The following is a 13,500-nucleotide window of genomic DNA, read 5'->3' on the forward strand; positions in this document are numbered from 1 at the left end:
CATTCCCTGCGCGCATCAATGATGAACCCTTTCGTGCGCAGCTTGTGTATAAGACCAGGATGATGCGCTGTTTTACCCTTATCCTGCTGCTGCCATTGTTGACGAGCTGCACCGGCGACAGCGTCGACGCCCCCTTCCAGCAGTACCTGCAACGGCTGGGCCGGACCCTGGATATCGCCACCGTGCCGCCCGCCCCCGACATCAGTGTGCCCAGGCTTGCCCGCCCCGGACAACTGCGGGTGGACATCGTCAGTGACAAGCTGGGCACCCTGGACTTCCTCGACCTGCGCGGCTGCGCGTTGCAGACCACGGTTGGCAAAAGCAACAGCAGCCTCGGCCGGATGGCCCGTGACTCCCAGCGACTGCTACTGGCGCTGGAGTTTATGCGCCTGGCGCCTGACTGCATCACGCTGCTGCAATCCGACGGCGAACAGGCACTGGCCGCTACTCTGGCAAGGGCGCTGGAGAATAAACGCCGGCAACTCCCGGCGCTGGTCTTCAACGCCACCCTGGGAGGTGAAGAGTTCGCCGCGCTATGGCGTCCGGGCCGCCTGCAAGCACAGTATCCCGAAAACACCTCCAGCACGGTGATCACCGCGCTGGAGGGCATCACGGTGTCAGCGCAGCGCTGGCTGGCGGGGGACTACCGGGCGGATAACATGGACCTTGAATTGCAACTGAGCGCCGTGGCCCGGGGGGATGGCGGCCAGCTGTGGAAAGCGCTGGCCCACCAGGGACGGTGGCTGCAGCGGGCAAACGCCGCGCTGGAACTGCGACTGCAACGGGGTCCGCTGTGTCCGCCAGACCGGCGGCCGCAGGCTGCCGATATTTTGCCCAACGTCATCGGCAAGTTTTTTATCGAGGGTATCCAGCCACGAGCCGCGGCACTCGGGCGTCGTTACCACCAGCTTCTGCCACCGGTGGTGGAGCTGGAGACCTTGCTGCTGGCCGCCCTGCCGCCAGCGTACCGGCAATGGCAACAGCTGCGCGAGCAGGACCTGGCGCGACTGAGCCGGCAACCCCGGGAACACGTCGACACGCTGCAGCACTTGCTGTCCAGCTGCCAGAGCCCCCGGAACGGAACCCTTTAAGCTGCCAGGGGTCTCAAAAATGGATACACTAGCGCCCAAACCAAGACCCTGGAGACCCCGATGACTTCATTCACAAAGCGCCTGACCGCCACCCTGGGGCTGCTCTGCACCACCCTGTTACTGGGCGCCTGCGCCAGCACCCTCACCCCGGTGGTGGACTACAAGCAGGACTATGACTTCAGCGGCATCAGCAAGATCGGCTTTTACAAGCACTCCGGTGAGGTAACCGGCGATGACCCGATGACCCTGAGCGATTTCCAGAAAGACCGAATCGACAAAGCCCTGGCGCAGGAATTACAAAATCGGGGCCTGACCATGGTAGCCGATCCGGCGGACGCCGACCTGCTGATCAGCTGGCACCTGGGCACCCAGCACAAAACCGATGTGCGCACCTACCAGACACCCAGCTATGGCGCCGGTTACGGCTACTACGGCGGCTACAACCGCTACAGCATGTACAGCTGCTGGAGCTGCACCAACACCGATGTCAGGGTCAGCAATTACACCGAGGGAACCTTCATCATCGACATGATCGATCCCACCCTGAAAAAGAGCGTGTGGCGCAGCGTGACCCAGTCCAAACTCAAGGGTAAGCGTGACGAGGACGAGCCTGGCGAAATCAACGAGGCCGCAGCGCTGGTACTGGACGGCTTCCCGCCCCGCTAAACCCCTACCCGCGCAATCACCCGGCTGCGGCCGGGTTTTTTGTGGCTGGCATTCAGCGCGCGGACAGCCTCACCGGCAACCTCCCCCTGGGCTGGCTCCGGCCGCACAACAGCCGGGACAGCGCCCGGAAGGCAGGTCCCGGTTGGCCACCCACGCCCTCGGTGGCCCCGTCGTAGGTGGCCAGGACCGCCGTCGCCAGTCCCTCGAAACGGGCGGCAGGGTAAGGGGAATTGAGCAGTGCCACCACTGTCGGGACGTCACCGGCGGCAGCCAGCATGGCCCGCTGCACCGTTGCCGGTTGTTGATCCGGCAGATTCGGCAGGTCCTCCGCCCCGCCGGCAACCACCGCGCTGGTTGCCGGTTCGCTGACCCCGACAATGTAGCAGTCGGTTTGCTGCACATACTGCCGTTCGCGCCCCGCATGGAAATCATCAAGCCCCTGCCAACTGAGCTGCAGCGACGGTTCCACCGCCAGCAGGGCCAGGCTCAGGGCACGAGCGCTGGCGCAGTCGGGCATCAGCAGGTGCACCGCAGCGCCCGGGGACAGGGTGGGCAATTGCCCCGCGATCAGGGTCAGGCTTGACGCCGCGATGCGCTGTTCCAGGGCCAAGTGCTGCTCGCAGGCTATACAGTCCCGGCCGGTGTCGACAGCCGCATCACCGAACCGCGCCTGCAGCGCCAGGACCCTGGCGGCAGACGCCCGCAACTCATCTTCATCCAGCTCACCCCGGACCACGGCGTCCATCACCGCGGCGATAATGGCCTGGTAAGCTTCAAGGCTGGCTGGGGAGCGCAACCGCAAGGGCATCAGGGCAATGTCCACGCCGGCCCGGAAGCAGCCAATCACGGCCTCGGCGGGGCTGATGATGGCGCTGATGGCGCGCATATCCAGGGCATCAGTAATGATCACCCCCCGGTAACCCAGCTGTTCCCGTAACAGACCCGTCAGTATGGCCCGCGACAGGGTGGCGGGCACCACCACATCGGTACCGGGAAGGGTCGACCCATCCAGCGCCGGGTACTGGATATGGGCCGTCATGACCATGGCCGGTGCGGAGCTTTCGATGACCCGGGAGAAAGGTGCGAGGTCGCTGGCCAGTGCCTGTTCCGCATCGCGGCTGACACAGGGTAGATCGGTATGGCTGTCCTGGCTGGTATCGCCATGGCCGGGGAAGTGTTTCAGCGAACCCGCCACGCCTCCCCCCTGCAAACCCTCGAGCAAGGCCGCTCCCAGCGCCGCCACCCGGTCCGGGTCGTCGCCGAAGGAGCGCACGCCAATCACCGGGTTGTCGGGATTGCTGTTGACATCCAGGGAGGGGACAAAGTTGATGTTAATCCCCAGCGCCCGCAGCTCGGCGGCCTGGGCAGCGCCGGCCAGGAGAGCCAGTTGCTGCCCGTCCTCGCAGGCGGCGAGGGCCATATTCCCGCTGAAGCTGGTGCACTCCGCCCTCGGTAGCCGGGTCACCCGGCCACCTTCCTGATCCACACCGATCAGCGCCCGGGGTCCCAGACAGCGGCGGATCTCACCGGTCAACCGACGGATCTGCTCTACCGACGCCAGGTTTTCCCGAAACAGGATGACACCGCAGGGGTTGATAGCCCGCAGCCCGCGAGCCAGCTCGTCCGACAGCTCCAGCACCGGGGCCCGTCCGTCACCGCGGTCAAAGAAGCGGATATCCGGCATCAGTTTGAGGGCAATGCATTGTCTGAGGGTGGATGGGTCGCTGTTGCTCATGAAAGCTTCCACTATTGGCTGCCGCCACCATACCCCCTGTCGCAGGCGAGTGGAACCGCCGCCCAACGCCGTTCTGGAGGTTTATCCCGCGAGGATGAACTGCTACCCTAGCGCCCTTTCATCCCCCTCGCCAAAGTTGCCGGCTCCACGCCGGCGTTAACACCGGAGTTACACTTGGATTCCATTATCGTCCGCGGCGGTCGTCGTCTCAACGGCACCGTCAATACCAGCGGTTCCAAAAATGCCGCCCTGCCCATCCTCTTCGCCTCACTGCTGGCCGACGGGGAGCACCGCTTCGACAATGTGCCCTACCTCAGGGACATCGAATCCACCCAGGCCCTGCTGCATTCACTGGGAGCGCAGAGTCACCGGGACGGGGATACCCTGGTGGTGAATGTCAGCCCGCCGGAAGCCCACGTGGCGGATTACGAAATGGTGCGCAAAATGCGCGCCGGAATCCTCTGCCTGGGGCCCCTGCTGGCCCGCTACGGCGAGGCCAGGGTGAGTCTTCCCGGCGGCTGCGCCATCGGGTCCCGGCCCATCGATCTCCATATCGAGACCATGCGCCGACTGGGGGCGGAGATATCCAGCGAGGGAGGCTATGTCATCGCCAGGGCACAGCGCCTGGTGGGTGATCGCATCCTGTTCGAAAAAGTAACGGTGGGTGGCACCGAAAACGCTCTGATGGCAGCGAGTATCGCCAGCGGCACCACGGTGATAGAAAATGCGGCCAAGGAACCCGAAGTCGTCGACCTGGCCAATTACCTGATCGCCATGGGTGCCCGCATCGAGGGCGCCGGCACCAGCGTGATTACCGTGGAGGGTGTGGACGAGCTCAGGCCCGCAACCCACAGCATCGTGCCCGATCGCATTGAGGCGGGCACCCTGCTGATTGCCGGCGCTATCACCGGCGGCACGGTGACCGTGGGGCAGTGCGTACCGGAGCACCTGCAATCGCTGGTGGAAAAAATGCGCGATGCCGGCTTCCGCATCGATGTGGGCGACAGCACCATCACCGTGCAGGCCACCGACAGCTGGCGCAGTGTGGACATTGCCACCGCGCCTTATCCGGGTTTTCCCACCGACCTCCAGGCCCAGTTCATGGCACTGATGACCCAGGCCAGGGGCACGGCTGTGGTTACCGAGCACATCTTTGAAAACCGCTTTATGCACGTGCAGGAACTGGTCCGCCTGGGCGCCGACATCACTCCCATGACCCAGGTCGCGGTGGTGCGCGGCAAGCGCAACCAGCTGGGCGCCGCCCCGGTGATGGCCACCGACCTGCGCGCCAGCGCCAGCCTGGTACTGGCAGGTCTGGTTGCCTCCGGCGAAACTGAGGTCAGCCGGATTTACCACCTGGACCGCGGTTACGAACACCTGGAGGAAAAACTGGCGAGCCTGGGCGCAGACATCAAGCGCGTCGCCGCCTGACGGCGACTAATCCGCGTCGGTGGCAGGCGCGTAGCAAACAGCGTAGAAGACAGCCGCGAGGCCCTGACAATGAAACGCATTTGCCTGGCCGTCCTGACTTTGTTCCTGTGGAATCACGCGATGGCCGCCGACATTGAAGAACCGCAATGGACACTGGTAGACACCGTAGGCAAGGTCGAACTCCGTGAGTACGCCCCCAGCATCCGCGCCGTCACCCGCTTGCACAGTTCGGCAGAAACCACCTCCGGCTTCCAGCGACTGGCGGGCTTTATTTTCGGCGGCAACGACACCGGCCAGAAAATTGCCATGACCGCCCCGGTTGAAGAAACCCTCTATACCGACTCACCCGTCATGGCCTTCACCATGCCGTCTGAGTACGCCCTGGAAGACCTGCCCGACCCCAAAGATCACTCCGTGACCCTGCAGGAGATGCCCGGACGCACCATGGCGGCCATTCGTTTCTCCGGATGGGCCACCGGTGGCAAGGTCGACAGAAAGACCGATGAACTCATACAAACCCTGGCCCAGCATGGCATCGCGACCATCGGCGACCCGTCTCTGAACCAGTACAATCCGCCCTGGACGCCGCCGTTCCTGCGCCGCAATGAGATTATGGTGGAGATCAAGCTGCCTAGGGCAGACCGCTAATCAGCTCCCTCAGAAAAAGTTATACCTGAACTCCAGGCCGTACATGCGCGGCGGCCCCGACGTGGTCTGGAAGGCGCCGGTGGAATCAGCCACCGCCGCCGCGCCCATGTAGTAGAGTTCGTCGGTGGCATTGGCGACATACAGCGCGCCCTCGAAACGCGCGTCCGGACTCTGCCACCCCAGGCGCAGGTTCAGCAGGCCGAAATCATCGAAGGTGGACTGGCCCCGGTTCTGTCCGGAGCCGGCGTCAAGCCCCATGAAGATGTCATCCACGTAGCTGTAGTCGGCCCGCGGCACAAAGGTGCCCCAGCTGCTTTCCCAGGTGTACTGAATGGCCAGGCTGTAGGTCAGTTCCGGCACCTCGGCAAAGGGTTCATCACTGCGATCGACCACCGGCAGCGGCTGCTGGGCGAACAGGGCCCGGGTGCTGAACTGGGTTTCCTCGAAGTCCAGGTACTTGTAGTCGTTGTAACTGGCGGTAGCGAGCAGCAGCAGGCTGTCGCTGGCCGCCCATGACCATTCCAGTTCGCCGCCGACAATCCGGGTCTTGGACGCGTTATTCAGCACCACCCGGGGCGTGCCGCCACTGTCGAGTAGCACCTGGCGCAACTGCATGTCATCAAAATTGGTGCGGAATATGGCGCCATTGAGACGCATCCGTGAGCCCATGAAATCGAGCTTGAAGCCGAATTCGTAGTTGGCCACCAGTTCCGGCTCGACCGTGGCCTGACCGTCGACCCCGATGGGCTCGAAGGTACCGGATTTGAAGCCTTCGCCATAGGTCAGGTAGAGCATGGCTGAATCGACGCCGGTGTCAGCGAGCAGCGTGTCCGGCAACTGGTAGGCCAGGCTGACCATGGGGGTGACTTCGGTCCAGGTTTCATCCACATCGTCCTCGATATCCGGCACCAGTTGCTCGGCGGGAATGAGGTCGTAGACAAACTGGCCATGGGCGTCGCGGGGAAACTGGTCGGCGATCAGCGAAAAAATATCCGCCGCCATCAGCGCATCCAGGTCGGTGATAATGCCAATACCCAGGTCCTGCAGGGGCAGGATACCCGGCACACCGGCGATGGCGTCAAAGGCAACATCCCTGAATGCGTTAACGTCGAGGAACTCGAGATCCACGCTCTGCTCGCGCTTCTCGCTGGTCCAGCGCAGGCCCGCGGTCAGTTCCAGGTTGTCGGTGAGGTCGTAGCTACCCTGGAAGAAGGCCGCGAAGGTGGTGTTTTCCAGCTCGTAGGTCTGGCGCTCCCCGCTGGGATCGTTGAACAGCATGATCGGGTTGGGCACGAACAGGATGGAACCGGAGGGCGCGGAAGAGGAGGTATCGGTGCCGTCGTCGATATCCTCATTCATGGCAAACAGGCCGGCGGTATAGGTGAAGCGATCATCGAAAGCCGTGCCATTGAGCTGCAACTCCTGGCTGATGTGCTTGCGATCGCTGGACGTACTGCCGGCGCGATAGCGGGATGAAATAACCAGCTCGGTGACCTCGTTGTCCGGGTTGCCGAAATTGCCGGACTTCTCCTGGTCCCCGTAGCCGGTAATACTCTTGAAGCTCAGGTCCTCACTGATTTCCCACTCCACGGTCAGGCCCAGCAGCAGATTTTCCAGTTTGAAATTAATCCGGTGCTCGGACGTCGTGCGGTAGTCATCATCGAGCGCCCTTGAGCGGGCGCAGGCATCCCCGAACACTTTACTCTGGGCGATGAAGCCGTCCCGCACCGGGGTGGCATCGTTGTTGTAGGCGTCCACCGGGATCAGGTCTCCCGGGAAGATCCGGTTGCCGAACAGCGAGTCTTCACCCTGGTAGCTGCTGCCAACCATAAAGCGGCAGTTGGTGGCCGGCTGGACCTCGTCCGTGTCGCCATAGTAGGCCAGCGCATCCAGGCTGAAACTGTCTCCCGGTAACCAGCGCAGCTGCAGGGCGGCGGACTTGCGATCCTCGGAAGCCTCGCGCTGGCCAGTGGTAACATTCTTCTGGTAGCCATCCCGGGAGATAGAGCCCAGGGTAACCTTCGATAACAGGGTATCGCCCACCAGCGGTACGTTTACCGTGGCCTTGAGGTCCTGGCGGTCGTAGTTGCCCAGCCGCGCATCGACAAAACCACCGAACTCCGCCTCCGGGCCATTGGTGGTCAACACGATCGCCCCCGCGGTGGTGTTCTTGCCGAACAGCGTGCCCTGGGGTCCACGCAGGACCTGCACGCTCTGCACATCCAGCAGGTCCAGCAACTGGCCGTCCTTGCGCGGAATGTACAGCCCGTCAATGTACACCCCCACCGGCGCATCCACCCGGGAGCCGTCGTCCCGCTGGCCAATGCCCCGGATCCAGATCTGGGCGGCGCTGCTCTGGTCGATCTGCAGGCCCGGCGTTTGCAGGCCAAGGTCCTTGAGGTTGGTGACACCGGCATTGCGCAGCTGATTGCCGGTGAAGGCGGTGACGGAGACCGGCACGTCCTGCATGGCCTCGGTGCGCTTGCGCGCGGTGACGATGACCTCCTCCAGTACCTGGGCACCAAGGCCGGGGCTGGCCAGCGAGGCTGCCGTGGCCGCGGCTGCCAGACAGGCGCCGGACAGTAAGAGAGAGTGAAGTTGCTGGATACGCGTTTGCATGTCGAAACCACCCTTTGCTTGTAGTTATTGTCAGATCTTCAGGTTCTCGAGCGACGGTCTGCTGCCTGCAGCAGCGCCTGTGAGTAGCCGCCGTGCGCCGTGAACTATTGTAAGCCTATGTCAGCCCCGGCAGTTTGCCGCCCCATCGAGTACAAATAATCAGACCGAAAACCGCTACTGCTCTCCGCTATCGGGCAGTGCCCGCTTGGGGTGCATGCCGTTACACATGCCGGCAAAGGGCGGGTGAATGGAGTAGCCCAGCATGCGCCGAATATTTTCCGACACACTGGCGGCGGTCTCCCGGGACACCGAGAGAAAGAAGTTCTCCTGGGTCCGCAGCCAGGGTTCACAGTACTGCGCGGTGATCGCCAGCCGGCTGGCCCCGCTGTCGTTGGCCCCGCCGCCATGCCACAGGTTGCCCAGAAACAGGATGCAGGCACCGGCGGGCATGACGGCACTCACCCGAGGGTCATCTGCCCCGGGAACACGATCCTGGCCCCACTGGTGGCTGCCGGGTATGGCCACCGTGGCGCCGTTCCGCTCGGTAAAGTCATCGAGGGCAAACACCGTGGCCACCGACAGCGCCGGTCGCGGGCGCGGCCAGGGATAGAACCCGTCATCGATGTGCAGTGGCTGCGCCGGCGAGCCGTCGAGTATATTGATGACCTGGGCCTGGGACAGGAGGTAATTGGGCATCAGCAGCCGGTCGAGGTGGGCCAGCACCAGGGGGTGCTCGATAAAAGGGTCCGCCGCCCGGAGCTTCTCCGGTACGCCGTAAATGCGCTGGGTGCGCTCGCCCTCGAAGGAGTTGCGGCCCAATTTTTCCAGGTGCGGGCGGGACTGCTGCCGCAGGGCCCCTATCTGCTCGGGCGACGCCATATCGGGGAGGATGATAAACCCGTCACGCAGCAGTTGCCGGTGCTGGGTTTCCACCAGCTCGGGGTCCAGCCCGGCGGCCTCCTCACTGCGGGTGAAGCCATGGGTGCGGGCAAGATCGGCACCCACATAGTCGGCAAGGGAATCGATTTGCCGGAACCTGGGGTCGTCCCGTCCGCTGCGCTGCTTTTTCATAGCCATCGCCCTCATGCCGCATTGAGCAAATAATGCCATGTTAGCGGCTTACCGGCACCTGCCGTGATTGTTATCCGCTGCCGGCGGGGACGCAGGCTTTGAGCTCCCGCCTCAGCGCGTGTTCAATAACTCCAGCAGGTGATCGGCTACCTGTTCCGAGGAGGCCGGGTTCTGGCCGGTCACCAGCTTGCCGTCGACCACCGCATGAGGCTGCCAGTCCGGCGCCGCGCTGTAGTGACCGCCCAGATCCTGCAGTTTATCCTCCAGCAGGAAGGGGACCACCTCGCTGAGCCCCACCGCCGCCTCCTCGCTGTTGCTGAAACCGCTGACCACCCTGCCCTTGACCAGCGGCTGGCCGTCAGCGGATCGCGCGTTAACCAGCACCGCGGGCGCATGGCAAACCGCGGCAACCGGCTTACCGGCTGCAATGAACCGCTCGATCAGGCCGATGGAATCGGCATTGTTCGCAAGATCCCACAGCGGGCCGTGGCCGCCGGGATAAAAGACCGCGTCAAAGCCGTCAGGATCGACCTCGCTCAGCGGCACTGTACTGGCCAGCAGATCCTGGGCCTGCTTATCGTTCCTGAAGCGCTCCGTGGCTGACGTCTGGGCCTCCGGCGCATCACTCTTGGGGTCCAGCGGCGGCTGGCCACCGGCCGGTGAACTGAGGGTGATCTGCGCGCCGGCATCCAGCAGTCGATAGTAAGGCGCCGCGAACTCTTCCAGCCAGAATCCCGTTTTCTCGCCGGTGTCGCCCAGTTGATCGTGAGATGTTAAGACCATTAGTACTTTCATCGACAGACACTCCGTATAAATGTTGAGAAAATGGGCAGCTACGTCACCGGCTTCTCGCCGGATTGGCTGGGATCGCGAAAACCTTGAAAACGCGTTGCAGCTCACTATGGTAGCTGAGGGATGGACGGAATCCCACATGGCTGGTAGTATCCGCGCCTCAAACCGCCCGTAGCTCAGCTGGATAGAGCGCTGCCCTCCGGAGGCAGAGGTCAGAGGTTCGAATCCTCTCGGGCGGGCCATCTTACAAAAAGCCCGGCCTCGCGCCGGGTTTTTTGTAAGACCGCCTGACTGAGGGCCAGATTCGGTTCTCCCAGGTTCGACAAATCGCGCCAGCGATTTGAACCGAGCCATAGGCGAGCCCGCAGGGCTGCAACACCCTGCAGGGTGTTGCGGGTTAATCCTCTCAGGCGGGCCATTCTCTCATTGACCCTTCCGGTCGGTTGGGAAACAGGCTCTCCCACAGTATTGGGGCCGGAATTCATCGGTTACCAATGCAAAAGAACTCCACCCGCAGTCGCCGGGCGCTCTCAACGGCGACTTCTTTAGCTCCCAACGAATCAGACCAGCGGTATTAAACCAAACCCGCCTCTGATTAATCTTCAGCCAGTTCGTACGCCAGCAGCACGTTGCCCGGCATATGGAAATAGATACCGTAACCGCTGTTCACGTAGAGCCGACGGCCCTTGAGCACCGGGCCAGTGCCGCCGCCGAAAGAGCCACCCCGGGCACGGGTGCCGCCAAGCGTGTCGTATTCAACCGCCGTATCGATATCCCACAGCACCTTGCCGTCGGCCGCGCGGTAGGCGCGCAAGCGCCCATCCATCGCGCCGCCGAGCACGCCACCAGGAAACGCCGACGCGGGCGATGACAGCCCAGGCTGACAGAACTCTCGACCGTCACAGCGGTCCTCTGCCCGCTGGTACCAGAGCACTTTGCCGGTCATCAGGTCCAGTGCATACATACCCGGATAGGGTTTGCCCGGCCAGCGCGCTCCACCGTCAAAGTCCGACATGGGGACATACACCGTATTACCGTCAACCGCCATGCCAAAATGAACGCCGCCCTGAATACCCCCGCGTCCCAGCTTCTGATGCCACAAAACCCGGCCGTTGGCATCCGGATCGAGGGCGTAGACATCGCCCGATTTTTGGCCCGCAATCAGCACGTCACGGCCAGCAGCGGACTGCGCTATGATTACCGCGGCACCAAAGTCATAGTCCGGGCCGTCCTCCGGGGGGCAGTTGATCCTCTCTTCCGTTTCACAGCCCATGTTCCAGGCGTCACCGCTGGTCATTTGCTGGTGCCACCGGATACTGCCATCTTTCATCTCCAGGGCAAGAATGGCATCGCTGGTGTCATTTGCCGGCGACGAATAATTGGTGCCGGTACCGACGTACATTACCCCGCGTTTGGGATCCAGGGCCGGAGTATTCCAGATGGGTGCGCCGGAGGGTGCGAGGCGCGCGGTGCCCACACTGTTTTCACCCACCTTGCGCGCCGGTTCATCGATACTGTGGGCTGTCCACAGCTTCTCCCCGCTTAGCGCATCATAAACGGCAACACCGCCCCTGAACGTGCAGCAGGCATAGGAAGGGTCTGCAGCCGCTGTGACTTCCAGTGCCGAAAGCGGCACATACAAACGGCCCTCGTGCAGCGCCGGAGCAGCCGTCAGTGTCAGGCTGGGGTGATCACCTGCCCGGTCGCGCCAGGCCAGTTCACCGGTCACCGCACTCAGTGCGTACACGTTGCCCACCAGGTCGCCGAAATACACCAGCGGATGGCTGCGCTCACCGGCCTCCCAGGACGCCACCACGATACCCGTACGGACCTCGGCAACGGTGCTGAAGGCCCAGCGCAAACACCCGGTGTCCTCATCGAGCGCATATACCGTGCCGTTCTGGCTGCCAACGTAGAGCGCGCCGCCGGCAAAGGCGGGTTGGGACCTCGCACGCACTGCCTGCGGGTAGGCGAAAGCCCACTTCAGGCGCAGCTGCGCAACATTGCTCGCATCAATCTCCGTTAATGTGTCGTCAAACCGCCGCTGGTTATTAAGCTCAACGCCCCAACCCGCCATGTGTGGGGGCTGGCTATAATCGAACTCGGCAGCCGCTCCCTCGCAAACTGGCGGCAGGCTGACGGCGTCATCCTCCGCCATGCTGTGACCGGTGAGGAACTCTGCCACCTGCTGACGCTGCCCGTCACTCAGTGCGCTGGCCTGCTCACGCATCACGCCGTCAGTCAGCGCACGATATATCGAACCTGCTGACATGACCTGAAGCAGGCTAAGCTGCGGGGCCTTGGCTACGTTCCCGCCATGGCACTGCTGGCAGTGCTGCTCATACAGCGCTTTACCAGGCTCGATAGCGGCGGCTTGCGCCAGGCCGGTAAACCACAGTCCAATCATGGCAACCGCGAATCCGGTTTTCATAGTCCTTCCACCCTGTAACCCGCTCGCGGAAAATGCACCACCACCTCACCGGCCCGCTCGTCGCTTCGCGCGACTGCGACATCATACTGGCTTAACCTGACCAGCCGTCCTCGCACCGGTACGGCGCCATAATCCTCGGGCGTAACCGTCACCACCCTGTCGAGTTCAAGCTTCGGCCAGGCATCCACATCCAGCAAAGGCCTGGCCAGTGAGTGGGTGGAGCTGGAAATCTTGAGCGCCTCGCTTGCTTTCATCACCGTTGGCCGACCATGGCCGAAGGCCTTCATGCGCTGTTCCCAGGCTTCAAGAAGGGGCAGGTTTTTCATCAGCTCGTCGGCATGAGCAATGTTGCTACGACACATCCACACAGGTGCGTAACAGGATGCATCGGCCCAACTGACGGTGTCGCCCAGCAGGAACGAGCGCTCATCGGCAAGCATGTCCTCGATACGTTGCAGGCCCGCGCGAAACCGGGCAAACAGGCTGGGCAACTGTTGCGGCAAGGATTTTCGATCGAGAAAGTCGAAGAAGGCAAACCTGTCGGCGAGAATCGCCTCGGGTAAATCCTGGTTAGTTCCCATCGCAAGGCCCGCCCCGGGGATGAACAGGGACGCGTCACTCCAGGCGGCAATCACCGCGCAAAGGCCCTGGTTGTCGCCGGGGAAAAGCGACGGCCCCGCTCCCAGGTCATTCAACTCCGTGGCGATACGCTGGGTATCGCAGAACACATCGGCGCCGATTTGCATTACGGGAGTTTTGCGGTAACCGCCGGTTAACGCCGTCAGGTCTGGCTTGGGCATAACCATGGGTATCTCTACCGATCGCCAGGACAGCTCTTTTATACCCAGGGCGACTCTTACCTTCTCGGCGAAGGGAGACGCATCGAAGTGATGGAGGATTACTTCCTGGGACGACATAGGATCAACATGGGAGCTTCGCCCTGGTCGCGCACCATCTCATAGGCCAGGTTGATGTCCAGGTTCTCAGTGATTTGCCAGCTCTTGCGCTGCAATGTG

The 13,500-nt window shown here is 62.8% G+C and carries 10 protein-coding genes and 1 tRNA gene; 5 read left to right on the forward strand and 6 right to left on the reverse strand.

Annotated elements, in window-relative coordinates; genetic code table 11:
• Positions 1-62 precede the first annotated feature (62 nt).
• A complete protein-coding gene (locus tag E2F43_RS03555; protein WP_133211075.1) occupies positions 63-1,091 on the forward strand; it encodes a DUF3080 family protein in 1,029 nt (342 codons plus the stop codon).
• Between the two features lie 60 nt (positions 1,092-1,151).
• Positions 1,152-1,757, forward strand: coding sequence for a DUF4136 domain-containing protein (locus E2F43_RS03560; RefSeq protein ID WP_133209608.1), 606 nt, complete (start codon positions 1,152-1,154; stop codon positions 1,755-1,757).
• A 52-nt stretch (positions 1,758-1,809) separates the two neighbouring features.
• On the opposite strand, the gene E2F43_RS03565 is transcribed toward E2F43_RS03560, so the two are convergent.
• The gene (locus E2F43_RS03565) at positions 1,810-3,492 is read right to left on the reverse strand and encodes a glycoside hydrolase family 3 protein (RefSeq protein WP_133209610.1); all 1,683 of its coding nucleotides are present in this window, start codon (positions 3,490-3,492) and stop codon (positions 1,810-1,812) included.
• A gap of 174 nt (positions 3,493-3,666) precedes the next feature.
• Between E2F43_RS03565 and murA the strand changes: the two genes are divergently transcribed.
• A complete protein-coding gene (gene murA / locus E2F43_RS03570) occupies positions 3,667-4,923 on the forward strand; it encodes a UDP-N-acetylglucosamine 1-carboxyvinyltransferase (protein WP_133209612.1) in 1,257 nt (418 codons plus the stop codon).
• Between the two features lie 69 nt (positions 4,924-4,992).
• Entirely contained in the window at positions 4,993-5,571 is a 579-nt protein-coding gene (locus E2F43_RS03575; RefSeq protein ID WP_133209615.1) for an SOUL family heme-binding protein, read from the forward strand.
• A gap of 9 nt (positions 5,572-5,580) precedes the next feature.
• On the opposite strand, the gene E2F43_RS03580 is transcribed toward E2F43_RS03575, so the two are convergent.
• The 3 genes from E2F43_RS03580 to E2F43_RS03590 form a co-directional block, all read right to left on the reverse strand.
• The gene (locus tag E2F43_RS03580) at positions 5,581-8,190 is read right to left on the reverse strand and encodes a TonB-dependent receptor (protein WP_133209617.1); all 2,610 of its coding nucleotides are present in this window, start codon (positions 8,188-8,190) and stop codon (positions 5,581-5,583) included.
• 174 nt (positions 8,191-8,364) lie between these two features.
• Positions 8,365-9,261 (reverse strand): phytanoyl-CoA dioxygenase family protein, encoded by an 897-nt coding sequence (locus E2F43_RS03585; RefSeq protein ID WP_133209619.1) that lies wholly within the window; start codon positions 9,259-9,261, stop codon positions 8,365-8,367.
• 111 nt (positions 9,262-9,372) lie between these two features.
• Entirely contained in the window at positions 9,373-10,044 is a 672-nt protein-coding gene (locus tag E2F43_RS03590; RefSeq protein ID WP_238946731.1) for a type 1 glutamine amidotransferase domain-containing protein, read from the reverse strand.
• A gap of 174 nt (positions 10,045-10,218) precedes the next feature.
• Here E2F43_RS03590 and E2F43_RS03595 point away from each other — a divergent pair.
• Positions 10,219-10,295: transfer RNA gene (locus tag E2F43_RS03595), tRNA-Arg, on the forward strand.
• Between the two features lie 353 nt (positions 10,296-10,648).
• On the opposite strand, the gene E2F43_RS03600 is transcribed toward E2F43_RS03595, so the two are convergent.
• Positions 10,649-12,484, reverse strand: coding sequence for an outer membrane protein assembly factor BamB family protein (locus E2F43_RS03600; protein ID WP_133209623.1), 1,836 nt, complete (start codon positions 12,482-12,484; stop codon positions 10,649-10,651).
• Complete coding sequence (locus E2F43_RS03605) at positions 12,481-13,401, reverse strand: glutathione S-transferase family protein (protein WP_133209625.1); 921 nt, start codon at positions 13,399-13,401, stop codon at positions 12,481-12,483. The genes E2F43_RS03600 and E2F43_RS03605 overlap by 4 nt, the downstream gene beginning before the upstream one ends.
• Positions 13,402-13,500 lie beyond the last annotated feature (99 nt).

Source organism: Seongchinamella unica, from assembly GCF_004354085.1.
GTDB classification, from domain to species: domain Bacteria; phylum Pseudomonadota; class Gammaproteobacteria; order Pseudomonadales; family Halieaceae; genus Halioglobus; species Halioglobus unicus.